We start from the raw sequence: 16,388 nt of genomic DNA on the forward strand, positions 1-16,388 counted from the left end.
TGTCGCGATGTAAAATCGCTGCTACGAATGTGCAATATCTCGTAGGCGCGGGTTTACCCCGCGCAAATGAAAAATGTAAGAACGTTATAAAGCTCAGCTGCGGAACAATCCATGTCGCGATATGAAATCGCTGCTACGAATGGGCAATATCTCGTAGGCGCGGGTTTACCCCTCGCAATTAGATTAAAGTTCGTTCAGTGATTAATTCACCACCGAGAACACAGAGAAGAAATAAGTGATTTTTTACTTTGGTTTCTCTGTGTAGCGCGAAGCGCCTCTGTGCCCTCAGTGGTAAATAATGGGCTTTATCGCGAGGTAAACTCGCAGCTACCAATACGTAGGCGTGGGTGGTTTACCCCGCGTAAATGCAAAATGTAAATACGGGATAAAATTCAGCCGCGAAACAACTCCTGTCGCGATATAAAATCGCTGCTACAAATTTGTAATATCTTGTAGGCGCGGGTTTACCCCGCGCAAATGTAAAGTGTAAATACGGGATAAAATTCAGCCTCGAAACAACCTTTGTCGCGATGTAAAATCGCTGCAACGAATAGGCAATATCTTGTTGGCGTGGGTTTTCAGCGTAACATGTAATAAAAAAGCGCGCTGTAACTTAATACACCGCGCTTTTTTAAACTTAAAACTTACCGCTTATAACTTAAAGCTCAGCTCCCAAATCAATGTGATACCACAATTAAGCGAATGGCATCTAACTGCAACTGTGCTTTGCCGATATAACTTGTCAGCTCTGTGCGTTGCTTATCGTAGAAGGTAAGTTCTTCTTCACGGATATTAGGGTTGATCTGTTTCAGCGCCGCTAAACGCGCCTGCTCTTCACTGAGCGATTGTTGCATTTGCTCAAGCGCCGCAGTGCGAATGACTTCTAACTTAGTTTGCGCCATTTCTTGGGCGGTTTTAAGCATTGGGTGAATCGCACTTTGTAATGCGCCAGCTAGTTTACTGGCTGTTTGACGGCCTACCGCAGAAAGCTGCTGATTAAAGCCATCAAAGCCGACGTTATCAGCTAAGTTGTTGCTGGCTTTATCTAGCAAAATACGAATCGGCGTCGGCGGTAAAAAGCGGCCAACTTGCAGCGCTTTTGGTGCCATGGCTGCTGCTACGTAAATTAGCTCAACAAAAAAGGTACCTGGTGGTAATTTTTTGTTTTTAAGTAATGCGACTGACGCAGTACCAAAGTCATCATCACAGATCATGTCTAAGGTGCCTTGCACCATAGGGTGATCCCAGCTGATGAAATGCACATCTTCTTGTGCAAGTGCAGTGTCACGGTCAAATGTGACTGTCATGCCGTCGTCTTTTAAACTTGGGAATGACGGATTTAGCATATGCTCAGTTGGCTTTAAGATAATAGTATTTTCACCTTTGTCTTCTTGGCTAACGCCAAAGGTATCAAACACGTTGATCATATAACTTGGTAGTTCAAATTGGTTGTCTAGTTTTTCAATATCAACAACCAGCGAGTCTGCTGCACCTTGGCCCGATGAGTGTAACTCAAGCAAACGGTCACGGCCGCTTTCCATTTGTTTACGCAGCACTGCGTTTTGACCGGCTACTTGCTCTAGTAATGGCTCTAGCTCGTCTTCATCACAGTTATGGGCGGCAATAAACTCAAGTAGCTCATCTTTAAACTCTTTATACAAAAGTTGTCCGGTGCTTGAGGTGGTTTCAAAGGCATCTAAGCCTTCGTTATACCAACGCAGTAATACTTCTTGTGCGCTGCTTTCAAAGTACGGCACATGAATGTTGATATCTTGAGTTTGACCAATACGGTCGAGGCGACCAATACGCTGCTCAAGTAAGTCAGGGTTCAGTGGTAAATCAAATAACACTAAGTGATGAGCAAACTGGAAGTTACGACCCTCAGAGCCAATCTCAGAGCACAGCAATATTTGTGCGTTGTCGTACTCGTCAGCAAAAAACGCGGCGGCGCGGTCACGCTCAATAATTGTCATGCCTTCGTGGAACACAGAGGCTTTAATCGCTTCGCGTTCACGCAGGATTTGCTCAAGGCTGATTGCTGTTTCGGCTTTAGCACAAATAAGCAGGACTTTTTCGCGTTTAAGGGTTTTTAGGGTGTCGATCAACCATTCTACTCGAGGATCAAATTGTCCCCAGCTAGCGCTTTCGCCTTCAAACTCTTGGAATATTTTTTCAGGGAATAGGGCGCGTTGCGCGCTCAGCTCTGCATTTTTAATGCCGCTCATATTGCCCAATACTGAAATTGCCGTTTTATATTGTTTCGGCATCGCCATCGGGTAGGCGTGTAGTTTGCGACTAGGGTAGCCGTCAATGCCGCTACGGCTATTTCTAAATAAAATACGGCCTGTGCCATGGCGATCTAATAACATCGCCAAAATTTCTTTACGGGCAGCTGCGTCGCCATTTTGTGCTTGTTCAAGCACCGTTGTGATATCGGTTTCTTTTAATAGCTCAATTAGCGTGGCTTTGGCGCTGTCGTCTAGCGCTTGCTGTTGCAGTAACTGATTTGCAGCCTCTGCCACATGCTTATAGTTACTTTCTTCAGCAACAAAGGCATCGTAGTCATAAAAGCGATCAGGATCGAGTAACTGTAGGCGCGCAAAGTGGCTGCGGTGACCAAGTTGATCCGGTGTTGCCGTTAATAGTATTAGCCCTGGAATATCTTGGCTAAGCTCAGCCATACGTTGATATTCAGTGCTTGGTTTACCGTTGGTAATACTTAAATGATGCGCTTCATCAACAATCAGTAAATCCCAATCAGCCATTGTTGCTTGTTCAAACCAGCGTTTTTTCTTGGTTAAAAACTCAAGGCTAGTTAGTACTAACTGTTCAGTGTCGAATACATTTGGTGAGTCGGCAAAGGCTTCATCGCAACGCTCTTCATCAAAAATTGAAAAGTGTAAATTAAAGCGGCGCAGCATTTCAACTAACCACTGATGCTGTAAGTTCTCCGGCACTACGATGAGCACTCGGCTTGCGCGACCACTGATAATTTGTTGATGTAAAATCATCCCCGCTTCAATGGTTTTACCAAGGCCTACTTCATCAGACAATAACACTCGAGGAGCAAATCGTTTACCGACCTCTTGTGCAATATAAAGCTGATGCGGAATTAAGCTTGCGCGCTGGCCAATCAAACCCTTAATAGGTGATTGTTGGCGTTCAAACTGGTGTTGCCATGTTTGATAGCGCAATGTATAGCGATCAAAGCGGTCAACTTGGCCGGCAAATAAGCGATCTTGTGGTTTATTAAATTTGATGAAGTGATCTAAAAACGTTTCTTTTAATTGTGCTTTTTCACCGTTATCAATACGAGTGCCGTGATAACAAAGTAAATCACCGATAGGTTCAATTGACTCGACTTCAAGTTCCCATTCTTCAACGCTTTTGATCACATCACCAGGATTAAATGCCACGCGGGTAACCGGTGCTTCTAACATTGAGTAAACACGGTTTTCGCCACTGGCGGGAAATAAAATGCTGACCTGACGGCCCTCAAGGGCAACCACTGTGCCTAATCCTAAATCTGACTCTGTATCACTGATCCAACGCTGACCTAAGGAAAAATTCATGTATGTCTCGTCTATGAAGAAAAAGGCGGCTATGTTACCTGTTAGCTAACACCACTGCAAGGTGCGAACCAGCTGACTTTTAATTAATTTAATAACTGTGAATTATTCCTATTAAAGTTGCTGCAATAAGGATTAATTCAAAACAAAAAAAGGTTTGTCATAAAACAGACTTTTATGACATCTAAGCTAAACTTAGAATATACCAAGCAATTAAGTTTTTCAGGGTGAACATTCAACCCGTTTTACTTGATTAGTTGGGTATAGCATAAAAATCATAAAACGTAAGGAAAGTGCTATGGAAAAAGCTTCGAACCTTGATAGTAAAATGTATGTGCTAGATACCAATGTATTGCTTCACGAACCCCTCGCGTATTTATCATTCCAAGAACATGATGTTGTAATTCCCATGACAGTTTTAGAGGAACTGGATCATATAAAAGATCGTAAGCATGATGTCAGCCGTGATGCCCGTGTGGCCATTCGTGGTTTGGATGAAGTGCTCAAAGATGCCACACCAGAACAAATGCTCAAAGGCGTCGCTCTACCTAGTAATAAAAAGGCCAAAGCGTCTTCGGCTGGCACACTTATTATTGTTAATGATCATTTATTTGTCGATTCTATCTCAGGTTTACCTGGCAACGAAAATGACCACCGTATTATCAATTGTGCCGTGCACCTACAAAAACAACATCCTAATAGCAAAGTGGTGTTAGTTACCAAAGATATTAATATGCGTTTAAAGGCCAAAGGCGCAGGGCTTAAATTTGTTGAAGATTATCGTACCGATCAGCTGATTGATGATATTGCTTTGCTCTCCAGTGGTTATAAAAAAATTGCTGGCGATTTTTGGCAGCATGTGGGCGAATGTGAAACCGAGCAACATGGTCGTGATGCGTTTCATAAAGTGGCAAAAAGTTTGATCCCCGATGTATTTTGCAATGAATATTTACTTGATGACAGCGGTCAGTTTGCCGCACGAGTCAAATCTTATGATGAGCAGCATATTATGCTCAAAGATATCGGTGTTGAGCGTTTAATGCATCAGTCGGCATGGGGAGTAAAGCCAAAAAATATTTATCAAGGCATGGCAATGGATGCGTTACTCGATACCGGTATTGAATTAGTTATTTTAACAGGTCCTGCAGGATGCGGAAAAACATTACTAGCGCTTGCCTGTGCTTTGGAAATGGTGGTTGAAAAAGGTATTTACGATAAGGTAATTGTCACCCGAAATACTCCTGAAATTGCTGAGTCGATCGGTTTTTTACCAGGTACCGAAGAGGAAAAAATGGCACCATGGTTAGCTGCGATCACCGATACCTTAGAGGTATTACACAAAGGTGACGAAAACCCTATTTCAAGCCGTAACTATATTATGGAAAAGGCCAACATACAGTTTAAATCAGTTAACTTTATGCGTGGTCGCAGCATTCAAAATGCCGTGGTCATTTTAGATGAAAGCCAAAACCTTACTGCCTCACAGCTGAAAACTATTATTACCCGTTGTGGTGAAGGTACTAAGTTAATTTGCTCTGGTAACCTTGCGCAAATAGATAGTAACTACTTAACTCCAGTTACTTCTGGTTTAACTTATATTGTGGAGCGCTTCAAAGATTTTGAAGGCAGCGCCACGGTTAACTTAAATGGTGTGGTGAGAAGCCGTTTAGCATCGTTTGCGGAAGAAAATTTATAACTTGCGCAGTCCCACTTGGCTCGCTAACCTTGTTGACAAATTTAGCGCCAAGCATCGGATTGTAGATTGAATTTTCTACCTTTAAAACATTACTATCGTTCACTGGCTGTGGCACTTATTGTGCCGCTGCTGGTGGCTTTTCTATTATGTTTACACTTATATAATATTAAATTAGATCGCGCCGTAGCTAAACGCGAAGCTGATTTTGCTAATGTAGCGGCGCAAGTTGCGTTTTTAATGAATGCGACAGACGACTTGGTTAGTACTTTATTTGCCCAATATGAACAACCCATTTCTTATCGATTTGATCAACAATGGCTTGAAGATATTAATCAGCAAGACAGTTACTACTACCGGGAAATTCCCAATGGAGGTGGTGAAATTGTCGGCCAGGGTAAATTTTCTTCCTCCCCTAATGCAATTGCACAATGGCAACAAGTCATTGCGATGGGACCTGCCTTTAATACGACATTATCGTTAGTTCAATCTTTGGCTGCGGTCGCTTACGTTAACGAACAGGGTTTTGCTTATATCAAGCGTCGCCATGACTGCGATAGCTTAATGTTAACCCAATTACTTGATGGTCAACTTCGTCCTGTATTTTCAGGTGATTCACTAAGTTCTAGTGCCGTTATCAAAATTGCTGGTAAAAACTACTTATCAATAGGGCGTGCGCGTGAGCAGGGCAGTGAAGATTATATTATTTTGATTTATGACTTATCGGCAGTATCGCAATGGCTAAAAAAAATATCGCCGCGCAGTGGCGAATATATATTTTTAAATAGTGCACAGCACGTCATTATCAGCTCACTTTATGATATTGAAGAAGACACACCATTAGCGGAGTATTGGCCTTCAGCTAAAGCGCCATTAGCTGAATTAGATAATCAGGGTAATCTCACTCTTTTACAAGCGCAAAAGCAGCTACCAATTTATGCGGGTTATTTTGCATCGCATGATGAATTAGCCTCACCGATTGTAACTGATGTATTAATTGAACTTACTTTTTTGAGTATGTTTTTAGTGATTATGTTCAGTACCTTGTTATGGTTAAGCCAGCGTATTTTTGTGAAACCCATGACATATTTAATGGCGTATCTTGAACAAAATGAGGAGCACTATAAAGATTATTCAAATTACCATATACCAGCAAACTGGCAGCCGTGGTTTAGCCGAATTAAGTGGGTGCTTAACAAAAATCAGCAGTTGGTAAACTCATTGCAGCAGGCAAATAGTGAACTTGATGACCAAGTAAAAATAAAGACCCGTGAACTCGCGCGCAGTTATGAGGCTAAAGAACGCCACTTAGCATTATTGAATACTATGCTCAATAGTGTGCCAGATCTTATTTATTTTAAAAACATTGATGGCTCATTCTTAGGATGCAATCGTGCTTATGAACAATACATAGGTCTTGAGCAAGAGCAGTTAGTTGGCTTACAGTTATGTGATATTAGTGATGATAATGGTCAGATCAGCGAATTAGAGCAACAAGTTTTAACAACCAAAACTAAAGCTGAGCAACGTCTTGAAACCCAGCAGCAAACATTTCAATTAACCATCGCGCCATTTTATAACGATCAAAATCAGTTACTAGGTTCAATGGGGATTGGCCGGGATATAACTGCTCAACAACAAGCTCTTTTGGCATTAAAAGCGTCAGAGTCTAAGTTTCGCAGCGCCATAGAGTATGCTGCTAATGGAGTGATTTTACTTTCACTTGAACAGACCGTATTACAACTTAATCGAACTGCGCGAAAGATTTTTAAGATTGATAAAACTGAGCAGGATTTATTATTAGTGGATTTATTTCCACAGCAACAGTGGCAAGAAATAGCAACGCTTTTAGCTTTATTGCTGAGTGAGAAAAAGAAAGTTTACCACCTTACTTTAGGACAAGAAGAGCTAAATTGCTGGTGGCAGCTGAGCGTCTCTTTAGTATGGGATGAGCAACAAGCACCTTACTATTATGTTATTCATATTCAAGATGTCAGTGCATTGACTCAGGCCAAACAAGATGCCGAGCGGGCAACCGAGGCCAAAAGTCGGTTTATTGCTAACTTAAGCCATGAAATACGCACGCCACTGCATGCTGTGACAGGCCTTATTGATATGGTAACTCAGCAAGGCTTAACAGCGCAGCAGCAACAGCATGCAGTTCAAGCAAAAAATGCTGCGCAAAGTTTATTAACCATGCTTAATCGAATGCTTGATTTTGCGCGAATCGAAAATAACCAAGTGCAATTAGACTTAGTTGATTTTGCTGTAGTTGCACTTGTTGACAGCTGCGAGAGTGTATTAATAGGGCTCTGCCAGCAAAAAGATTTGGCTTTTAATATCGATATTGATTCGCTAATTGCTCCGCAGTTAGTCGGCGATTACATTCGCTTACAGCAAGTGCTCGGTAATTTACTCACCAATGCCGTGAAATTTACTGAACATGGCAGTATCACTTTGAAAATAACAGCCGTTGAATTGACGCCAACAAAACAAACCCTGTGTTTTAAAGTGATTGACACCGGGATCGGTATTGATAAAGCTGATCAGAGTCGATTATTTGACGCATTTACGCAAGGCGACGAATCACTCACTCGCACCCATCAAGGTGTTGGTCTAGGGCTCGCTATAGTCAAACACGAATTGGCATTAATGGGAGCTGAAATTAAAGTTGTCAGTAATAAAGGCCAAGGTAGTCAGTTTTTCTTTACTATAACCTTTAATGTTGCCGCTCAAATCGACCCTATCGACTGGCACAATACTTTAGTGATTCATTCTGAGCGGGGAATTAATTTACCTGCCGCATTAGCGCCATTAAAACCGCTAGAATTTTCTGAGTTAGCTGAATTAACAGACCACGCTGTATTAGCAGATTATCAGCGGATCATCATTAATGACGTTGATCTACCGAGAGTTATAACGCGAGACAATATAAAAACAGCATTGATGAGTAATAACACGCAGCTTTATGTTGTTAAAAATGATCCAAATACTCCGCTGCCAACTCTTAAAGGTATGCAAATGTGCAGTGTGAAAAATTCTGCATTAGTGCAACGAATACAGCAAGTTGAGCCGGTATCTAAACGCCCTGATGTAAATCTGACAGCGGCAGAGAGTAAACTCAACGTTGCGGGCTTACTAGTGTTAGTTATTGATGATAATCAGCTTAATTTAGATATTGTTAGTAATATCTTAAGCAAAGCACATATTAATGTAATGACGGCAAATTCGGCGATGGCAGGGATAGATTTGGTTGCACAAGTCATGCCTGATCTGATCTTAATGGATATTCAAATGCCAGAAGTCGATGGGTTGCAAGCAACCGCTTTATTGCGACAACGTTATGATCAACAGCAATTACCTATTTTTGCGCTAACTGCGCATTGTGAAGCAGCTGACGAGCAACGCTCACTTGCAGTGGGTATGAATAAACATTTAACAAAACCAGTAGTTGCAGCGACGTTATTAGCGGCGATAAATGAGCTGAGAATTACTGGCGCTGTTTTTTATAATCATTCTTTTGCATTAGAACAATTCTCGGGCCATAATGATTTACTACAGGTAATGTTGGGTAAACTTGCTAAGTTGTGTGTAAGCCATCTGCAGCAATTAAAAGTGCCGATGCAAACAAAAGCGTTGGAACGATTAGTGCATAGTATTAAAGGTGTGTCAGGAAACCTTGGCTTTAATCGCCTAAGTGCTACCGCTCAGCAATTAGAAAGTAGACTACGTAAGACACCAGACGTAGGGCAAATATCCCTGAGTCAGTTAGAGTTCGAATTAGTACAAGTAAATAGATACATTCAAATACAAGGCTCAGTAAATGTTGAAGAAAGCCAAAATACTGATCGTTGATGACGACCCATTAAATCGATTAGTGTTGGAAAAAACATTAGCGAATGATCACGAAATATTTTTAGTTGAAAGTGGTGAAAAAGCCCTTACATTTGTTAAATCAACGGCGGTTGACTTAATTATCCTCGATATAGTAATGCCCGGCATTAATGGCTATGAGGTGTTAATTCAGTTAAAAGAAAATTCAACTACGCACGCTATTCCAGTTATCTTTATTTCAGCTAATACAAGCCATGATGATGAAGCGAAAGGGTTTGAATTAGGCGCAATGGACTATATTGCTAAGCCATTTAGTCCCGCAATAGTACGTGCACGAGTGCGTAATCAATTATTGATCAAGCAAAAAAATGATTTGTTAGAAATGCTCGCCTCAATTGATGGGCTGACAGAAATACCTAATCGGCGTTATTTAGATGAAAGCTTATCGCGAGAATGGCGTCGCAGCCGTCGAGCTGGTACACCGTTATCGGTGCTATTAATAGATATAGACCACTTTAAGCGTTATAACGATTGTTATGGCCACCGTGCCGGGGATGACTGCCTTAAACGTGTGGCACATGCATTAGTTGCAGCGTGTGAGCGAGGTACTGACTTTGTTGCGCGCTACGGCGGTGAAGAATTTGCTGCAGTATTACCCGACACCAACCAGTACGAGGCATTGGAATTTGCTAATAAACTCAGAGATGCTGTTAATGCGCTTGCTATCCCGCATAAAGCATCACTCAATGCCGCTCACATTACGATAAGTATTGGGGTTGCTACAACTGAGTTTGGTCAAGTTTATGCTGAGCATATATTACTTGAAGAAGCCGATTTAGGTTTATATCAAGCTAAAGATAGTGGCCGCGATAAAATTATCGCTCGAGTTATTGACGCAAGTTAGTAAAGTCAGTTATTACAGCAAATAAAGAGTGAATATGCTCCACTCTTTACTGCTTTAGTTTTGTGTCTAAATGGCGCTAAGTGAATTATAAATACTATCACCCACACCAATCAGTTTCTCGTTTTTAAAGACCAGTGGAGTACATTCATCTTTTGTCATTTTTCCGTCAGAGTGAATACTATGGGTGGCATAAAATAGTACTTGGTATACATCACCGTCTTTTTTTAATAATTCTGTAAAGTCGGGAGTTTTTAATTTATTTAATACATTTTGATAGCTGGTATCTAAAGTGAGCCCCGAGATGCTTTCACGATTAAATTGATGATGTTCTTCCCAGCTTGAACTATTACCAGCCCAATGCGTTTCTGCTTCACCATCGGATACTGCAATTACACAACCAGTAAGAAGAGGGGCTGTAAGCGCGGCAATTAAAAGTACTTTTTTCATTATTTTATCCTGATACTAAATATTGATTTTAATTTGTCTATTAGTTAGCAAAGAACTGGCCAATATTTTATATTATTTAAAATCAATATATTAGGTTTTTTTGTAAGGCGGTAAATTACATTTAACCACCTTGTATAGCGTAACTAACTAAAAGTTAGTTGATTAGACCAGTCTATTTAAGCTTTCACCTTGGCTAAATGCGCTAATATTTAAGCTGACTTGCTTTACTAAGCGAATGATTGACTCTTCACTGGCCCATGCAATATGTGGAGTCAGAATTAAATTATCACCACGATAAGCGGCCAATGGATTATCCTTCGCAGCTGGTTCTTTACTTAATACGTCAAATCCCGCTCCTGCAATTTGGTTATTGCTCAGTGCGTTGGCTAAATCAGCTTCATTAACGATACCACCGCGCGCGGTGTTAATTAAAATGGCATTGGGTTTCATCATAGCAAGTTCAGCAGCACCAATCAGATCACGACTTTCATCGGTTAAAGGGCAGTGTACACTAATAATATCAGCTGTTTTTATTGCTTGGTAAAATTCTGTTCGGCCCTCTCTAGTTACTTGGTTTTTACGCTCACTGATAACTACATTGGCACCAAAAGCACGTGCAACATCCGCAACAGCTTTACCAAGCGAACCATAACCGATAATTGCCAGAGTTTTACCTCCAATATCATTAAAACGGTAATCAAGGCGGCAGAACATCTCACTTTGTTGCCATAACCCTTGTTGGCAATCAGCAATGTAGCGGTGAGTATTACCCAGTAAATTTGTGATCAGTGCAAAGGTATGTTGTACAACCGAAGGTGTTGAATACCCGGCCACATTGGTAACGGCAATGCCAAACTCTTTAGCGGCGACTAAATCAACATTGTTAGTGCCAGTTGCGGCTACACATATGAGCTTTAATTCAGGAAGTTTTGCCAGTGTTTCGCGATTAAGTACCACTTTATTGGTGATCAATACATCAGCGCCTGCACTGTGCGCTAATACTTGTGCTGGACTGGTTAGTGAATAACTAGTGAAATTGCCAAGTGTTTGAAAAGGCTCAAGTGATGTGCCTGCTAATGTGGCAGTATCGAGAAGGGTAATATTCATGCGCTTTCCTTATTAAATAAAATAATTTTAATGCTTGACCTTGGTGTGTACTCTAAGGTTTATACTTGGCATCAGTTGATAATACACTCATTGGAGACACAGATGAAAATAGGTGAATTTGCTAATCAGTTAGGTGTCTCTACAGATACCCTAAGATACTATGAAAAACATAATTTGTTAACGCCATCAAGTCGAACCGGGGCCGGTTATCGCGATTATGGTGAAGCTGCATTAAAGCAAATGAAGTTTATTTTACGTGCTAAAAATGTTGGCTTTAGCTTGGCAGAGATCAAGGAGTTGCTGCAAATTAAATTTAAAAAACATCAGCATTCTTGCCATGAAGTTAAAAACCTAACAATACAAAAGCGTGACTTAGTCGCAGAGCGCATTGCTGAATTAACACGTTTTCATCAATCATTATCCGTGTTAGCTGATAAGTGCTGTGGCGGACAAGAGCCCGCAGATAACTGTTCAATATTAACCACTTTGGAGGACATCGATGGACTTACTCAATAATTTTTGGCAGTTATTTTTATTATCTGCCCCTTGGTTAATGCTTGGTTTACTCATTGCCGGGTTATTAAATGTGTATTTACCGGCAAATTTTTTAAATAAACATTTAGGTAAAGAAGGTTTTTGGACCACTGTTAAAGCTGCTTTAATTGGTGCGCCAATGCCGTTGTGTTCGTGCGGTGTAATACCCGCTGCAATTGGTTTAAGACGTGCAGGCGCTTCAAAAAGTGCTACCACTGCGTTTTTAGTATCGACGCCAGAAACTGGGGTTGATTCGGTGTCGGTATCGTATGTGCTACTCGGTCCTTTTATGGCAATAATTCGTCCAATAGCGGCGATTTGTAGTGCTATTGTCGCAGGTGTCTTAGTGGGGCGTGATGCTGAAAAAACGCAAACTACAGATCACTCTAGTGAAGTTAATAATGAGCAAAAGCGAGCAGCTACAACAAGTTGTTGTTCAACAAAATCAGCAGTGGCTGAAGAGAAGGCAAGTTGCTGCTCAACAAAATCAGCAGTGGTCGAAGAGAAGGCAAGTTGCTGCTCAACGAAATTAGCAGCGGCTGAAGAGAAGGCAAGTTGTTGCTCAACGAAACCAGCAGCGGTCGAAGAGAAGACTAGCTGTTGCGATTCATCAAGCGCAGTACCAGCCAGCCAATGGCAAAAGATGAAACAGGCTGTGAGTTTTAGCTGTAATAAATTACTATCAGACACTATGAAATGGTTAATGATTGGTTTGTTCTTTGCAGCCTTAGTGCAAACTTATGTGCCAGAGTCATTTTTAAGCCAATGGGGCAGTGGTATTTTGGCTATGCTGGTGGTGATCGTGATTAGTATTCCCATGTATATCTGCGCGACCGCATCAACGCCGATTGCAGCTGGTTTGTTATTAAGTGGCGTAGCACCTGGCGCTGTTTTAGTCTTTATGTTGGCAGGTCCTGCCACTAATGTCGCGACGCTTGGCGTGGTTGCCAATGAGCTTGGTAAACGTGCAGTGGTTGCTTATTTAGTTGGTGTAATAGGCGTTGCTTTAATATTTGGCTTTTTAACCGATTATTTAGTGGCAGAATTTGGCTTTGTTGTTACACCATTATTAGGTGAAGAACATCAAGTGCTACCACATTGGCTAACCCTTCTCTGTGGTACTATTTTAGCGCTGTTAATGGTGCGTTTAGTTCTTAAAGGAGCGCTTAGTAAATACCGTAGTACTGGTAAGAGCATTGCATAATTGAATGTTATTAAATAGATTTTTAGCGGTTATAAAATATAAACAATGGACCAAATTAATGACTTAGTTCGCATTTTAGGTTGTCTGAGTTATAATCGCCCATAGAATATAAACGGTGCGCATGAGCGCACCGTTTTTTTAACTTTAAAGATGCAGTAATGAGTGAGCCAGTGGACAAGTACGCAGATATAAGACCTTACAATGATGATGAAGTAGCCGCTTCGGTTGCACGTTTGATTGATGATAATGCGTTTATTGATGTAGTTGCAAAATATAACTTACCGCGTTTTTTATCAGCTGTACCTTTGCTGTCTAGAGCATTGGTAAAGTATCAGTTACGTAAAAAGTGGGGCGCTATCAACAGTGTTGAGCAAGTTCAACAAATCGTTGCTAAGTATTTAGCACAGCTGGTAAAACGCACCACAACTGAGGTGACTTTTTCTGGTTTGGATCAACTTGATCCAAAGCAAGCGTATTTGTTTATCTCAAATCATCGCGATATCGTACTTGATCCTGCGTTAATTAATTGGGGCTTATTCAGCTATAAAATGAAGACGGTCCGTATCGCCATTGGCGATAATTTACTGCAAATTCCTTATATCACCGAACTGATGCGTTTAAATAAAAGCTTTATTGTTAAGCGCTCAGTTAAAGCGCCAAAAGAAATGCTCAGAGCACTATCGCAGTTGTCGGCTTATATTTATGATTCGCTTGCTGGCGGTGATTCAATTTGGATTGCACAAAAAGAAGGTCGTGCTAAAGATGGCTTTGATCAAACAGATCCTGCGCTACTTAAAATGTTGCAGCTTAATGGTCGTAAGCAAAAGAAAGAGTTTGCTGAATATGTACGCGAGCTAAAAATTGTACCAGTATCAATTTCATATCAATATGAACCTTGCGCAACAGCCAAAGCCAAAGAGCTTTATCATAAGCAACATCATGGTAAATATGTTAAGTCAGCGGGTGAAGATATTGCCAGTATTGTTGAAGGTTTTAGTACCGCCAAAGGGCATGTTCATTTAGCATTTGGGCAACCAATTGAAGAAGGGTGTGAATCACCAGAGCAGCTGGCAAAAACCATTGATCAGCAAATTATTGATTCGTTTTTTTTACATCCCGGGAACTACATTGCGGGCGGTTGTAAACAAGCGGTGATTGATAAAGCCGACGCTCAGGCATTTGAGATGCGTCTGGCGCGTGTGCCAGATGAGCTAAAACCACTGGTGTTAGCAATGTACGCTAAGCCATTTCATCGTAAAGTTGAGTTTAAAAGTAGCGAAAGCGGCCAATAACCAATGTAAAATATTTTTAAAAAACCGTAATTAAGTTACGGTTTTTTTTCGTTTAAAAAACGGGCTATACTAAAGTTGTGTATATTGACTGATGTTTGCTATGCAACAAATTGAAATTTTTGAAATTCCAAGTCCTTGCAAAGACATTTGCGAGGTAAATAACCGAGGCTATTGTAAAGGCTGCTACCGAAGTCGGGAGGAGCGCTTTGGTTGGAATTCATTTTCAAACGTAGAAAAAAAGCAAGTCATCAGTTTGTGTCAACAACGTTATAAGCGTTACTTGCAAAAACGCCAAGCACTTGGCGCTAAGCCAGCAGTACCTGAGCAGGGGGATTTTGGTTTTTAATCAAGATGATGTTTAGCCCTGAGTAAACGAATTGTGCCATTTTCATTGAGTTTATGCAGTTGCTCTTCAAGCTTAGGTATTAACGCGCTATGGCGTGAATGCAAAAAGTGAAAGCTTTTTATCGGTGCCAGTACTTCAGTTTGAAATTGCTTAATATTAAACTGAGGGTGTTTAGTCGATAATAAAAAGTCGAGTAAAATTACACCTTGTACTTTACCTTGAGTGAGTAAATTAAGTTGAGCAGTGACGCTTTTCACCTTAATAATGTCACCAATAAAAGGGTGTTCGTTAAGGTAACTCTGCGCTGCAGGATAACCAACTTGAATGGCGATATTGTCTAGCTGCTCAAATGTACATTGCTGGCAGTTTTTTAATAGCACAAGGTTAAACTCAAATAGCGCAAAGTTAACCGGATGCAAGTTTTGATATTGTTGACTGATACTGGCCACTCGCCCTAATTGGCCATCAAGCGTGCCATTGTTTGCTGCAGATAAAGCGCTTTGGTGATTAAAGTCAATAATATGTACATCATAGCCAAGTTCCTTATATGCAAGGGTCATCAGCTCAATAACATAGCGAGCCTGTGGGGTATCGGCTGGGCGATTAAACAGCATATGTTGTGTGTTTGCTATAGTGCTCAGTGGCGTTAGTAAATAACAGAGCACTATGAGAGAAAAAAAGCACTTAATCACAGCGTTTCCATATTAGGACTAAAAACGCCACCAATCTACGTTTAAAAGCTAAAAAGCGCAAGTTTAGCCGTGACTCTTTTAGGCAAATGTTTGTTATACTCTGGGCATTAATATGATTAGTAATAACTGGTAATTTATGTCGTTTAACTTATGCTTACTACCTCGTGAACAAAAATATCAAATTCAATTGGATTACGAGGCATCGTTTTGGGCTTATCAAATAAAGCGTGGTAAGAGTACTCGTGAGCAAATATACAATACAATTCATAGTCGCCCAGTGGCAGAGCAGATGTTTTTGAAGCAGCAATTTGAACAATATTTAGCGACGATGCAAAGTTAATGACGGCATTGCGTTTTGAATGCCTAGAGCCAATTAAAACCCCCTTAGTGAATAAGTTTTACAGCCAATATAAAGCCCGAGGTCGGGCAACCAGACAAGATCAAGTGTGGGTTGTTTATCATGACTTAGTTATTGTCGCGGCATGCAGAATTCAAAATCGCAGTGATTATTTGTTTTTGTCTACCTTGCTGGTTGCACCTGCTTGGCGTGGTCAAGGACTTGCCAAACAGCTACTAATACATACCTTATCTAACCAAAACTCACTCGTTTATACATTTGCTTATACGCATTTAGCTTATTTTTATCAATCAATTGGGTTTAACTTTGTGTTAACATTGCCGTCACCTTTGGATACACTCTTTACTGTCTATCAGCAACGAAATATCGTAGCTATGCAGTGCTAGTTAAAATAATTAGTTAAAACAA

The 16,388-nt window shown here is 40.8% G+C and carries 13 protein-coding genes; 9 read left to right on the top strand and 4 right to left on the bottom strand.

The annotated features are described in order from the left end of the window. Positions 1-677: 677 nt before the first annotated feature. Positions 678-3,572, bottom strand: coding sequence for an RNA polymerase-associated protein RapA (gene rapA, locus H5186_RS14870; protein ID WP_182739959.1), 2,895 nt, complete (start codon positions 3,570-3,572; stop codon positions 678-680). Between the two features lie 295 nt (positions 3,573-3,867). Between rapA and H5186_RS14875 the strand changes: the two genes are divergently transcribed. The 3 genes from H5186_RS14875 (at position 3,868) to H5186_RS14885 (ending at position 10,000) form a co-directional block, all read left to right on the top strand. Beyond that, positions 3,868-5,265, top strand: coding sequence for a PhoH family protein (locus H5186_RS14875; protein WP_182718476.1), 1,398 nt, complete (start codon positions 3,868-3,870; stop codon positions 5,263-5,265). A 66-nt stretch (positions 5,266-5,331) separates the two neighbouring features. After that, positions 5,332-9,117: a PAS domain-containing hybrid sensor histidine kinase/response regulator gene (locus tag H5186_RS14880; RefSeq protein WP_182794623.1), complete on the top strand. Its 3,786-nt coding sequence runs from the start codon at positions 5,332-5,334 to the stop codon at positions 9,115-9,117. Continuing rightward, on the top strand, positions 9,086-10,000 hold the full coding sequence (locus H5186_RS14885) for a diguanylate cyclase (RefSeq protein WP_182718474.1): 915 nt from the start codon (positions 9,086-9,088) through the stop codon (positions 9,998-10,000). Before H5186_RS14880 ends, H5186_RS14885 begins: the two co-directional genes overlap by 32 nt. Before the next feature lie 66 nt (positions 10,001-10,066). Here the strand turns inward: H5186_RS14885 and H5186_RS14890 are convergent, their stop codons facing one another. Both H5186_RS14890 and H5186_RS14895 read right to left on the bottom strand, forming a co-directional pair. After that, positions 10,067-10,447, bottom strand: a complete 381-nt coding sequence (locus H5186_RS14890) for a DUF3192 domain-containing protein (protein ID WP_149981291.1) — start codon at positions 10,445-10,447, stop codon at positions 10,067-10,069. Between the two features lie 162 nt (positions 10,448-10,609). Next, positions 10,610-11,554 (bottom strand): D-2-hydroxyacid dehydrogenase, encoded by a 945-nt coding sequence (locus tag H5186_RS14895; protein WP_182794624.1) that lies wholly within the window; start codon positions 11,552-11,554, stop codon positions 10,610-10,612. Positions 11,555-11,656: 102 nt separating this feature from the next. Between H5186_RS14895 and zntR the strand changes: the two genes are divergently transcribed. The 4 genes from zntR to H5186_RS14915 all read left to right on the top strand — a co-directional run bounded on the left by zntR (position 11,657) and on the right by H5186_RS14915 (position 14,930). Then, entirely contained in the window at positions 11,657-12,070 is a 414-nt protein-coding gene (zntR, locus tag H5186_RS14900; RefSeq protein WP_149981289.1) for a Zn(2+)-responsive transcriptional regulator, read from the top strand. After that, entirely contained in the window at positions 12,054-13,292 is a 1,239-nt protein-coding gene (locus H5186_RS14905) for an SO_0444 family Cu/Zn efflux transporter (RefSeq protein ID WP_182794625.1), read from the top strand. Before zntR ends, H5186_RS14905 begins: the two co-directional genes overlap by 17 nt. Before the next feature lie 158 nt (positions 13,293-13,450). Further along, positions 13,451-14,584, top strand: a complete 1,134-nt coding sequence (locus H5186_RS14910) for a 1-acyl-sn-glycerol-3-phosphate acyltransferase (protein WP_182718471.1) — start codon at positions 13,451-13,453, stop codon at positions 14,582-14,584. Positions 14,585-14,684: 100 nt separating this feature from the next. Then, positions 14,685-14,930, top strand: a complete 246-nt coding sequence (locus H5186_RS14915; RefSeq protein ID WP_149981286.1) for a DUF1289 domain-containing protein — start codon at positions 14,685-14,687, stop codon at positions 14,928-14,930. Here H5186_RS14915 and H5186_RS14920 read toward each other — a convergent pair. Then, a complete protein-coding gene (locus tag H5186_RS14920) occupies positions 14,927-15,544 on the bottom strand; it encodes a transporter substrate-binding domain-containing protein (RefSeq protein WP_149981285.1) in 618 nt (205 codons plus the stop codon). The genes H5186_RS14915 and H5186_RS14920 overlap by 4 nt on opposite strands. Positions 15,545-15,758: 214 nt before the next feature. Here H5186_RS14920 and H5186_RS14925 point away from each other — a divergent pair, with 214 nt between their 5' ends. Both H5186_RS14925 and H5186_RS14930 read left to right on the top strand, forming a co-directional pair. After that, the gene (locus tag H5186_RS14925; protein WP_064667173.1) at positions 15,759-15,962 is read left to right on the top strand and encodes a DUF3283 family protein; all 204 of its coding nucleotides are present in this window, start codon (positions 15,759-15,761) and stop codon (positions 15,960-15,962) included. Next, positions 15,962-16,366 (top strand): GNAT family N-acetyltransferase, encoded by a 405-nt coding sequence (locus H5186_RS14930; RefSeq protein ID WP_182718470.1) that lies wholly within the window; start codon positions 15,962-15,964, stop codon positions 16,364-16,366. Before H5186_RS14925 ends, H5186_RS14930 begins: the two co-directional genes overlap by 1 nt. Positions 16,367-16,388 lie beyond the last annotated feature (22 nt).

It is taken from the genome of Pseudoalteromonas sp. SG41-2 (assembly GCF_014164535.1).
GTDB lineage: Bacteria > Pseudomonadota > Gammaproteobacteria > Enterobacterales > Alteromonadaceae > Pseudoalteromonas > Pseudoalteromonas rhizosphaerae.

Bases quoted from the DNA above. Each gene is read 5' to 3' on its own strand.
- H5186_RS14875 (WP_182718476.1), top strand. From the start codon at position 3,868: ATGGAAAAAGCTTCGAACCTTGATAGTAAAATGTATGTGCTAGATACC.
- H5186_RS14895 (WP_182794624.1), bottom strand. From the start codon at position 11,554: ATGAATATTACCCTTCTCGATACTGCCACATTAGCAGGCACATCACTT.
- H5186_RS14890 (WP_149981291.1), bottom strand. From the start codon at position 10,447: ATGAAAAAAGTACTTTTAATTGCCGCGCTTACAGCCCCTCTTCTTACT.
- H5186_RS14915 (WP_149981286.1), top strand. From the start codon at position 14,685: ATGCAACAAATTGAAATTTTTGAAATTCCAAGTCCTTGCAAAGACATT.
- zntR (WP_149981289.1), top strand. From the start codon at position 11,657: ATGAAAATAGGTGAATTTGCTAATCAGTTAGGTGTCTCTACAGATACC.
- H5186_RS14925 (WP_064667173.1), top strand. From the start codon at position 15,759: ATGTCGTTTAACTTATGCTTACTACCTCGTGAACAAAAATATCAAATT.
- H5186_RS14930 (WP_182718470.1), top strand. From the start codon at position 15,962: ATGACGGCATTGCGTTTTGAATGCCTAGAGCCAATTAAAACCCCCTTA.
- H5186_RS14885 (WP_182718474.1), top strand. From the start codon at position 9,086: ATGTTGAAGAAAGCCAAAATACTGATCGTTGATGACGACCCATTAAAT.
- H5186_RS14920 (WP_149981285.1), bottom strand. From the start codon at position 15,544: ATGCTGTTTAATCGCCCAGCCGATACCCCACAGGCTCGCTATGTTATT.
- H5186_RS14910 (WP_182718471.1), top strand. From the start codon at position 13,451: ATGAGTGAGCCAGTGGACAAGTACGCAGATATAAGACCTTACAATGAT.
- rapA (WP_182739959.1), bottom strand. From the start codon at position 3,572: ATGAATTTTTCCTTAGGTCAGCGTTGGATCAGTGATACAGAGTCAGAT.
- H5186_RS14905 (WP_182794625.1), top strand. From the start codon at position 12,054: ATGGACTTACTCAATAATTTTTGGCAGTTATTTTTATTATCTGCCCCT.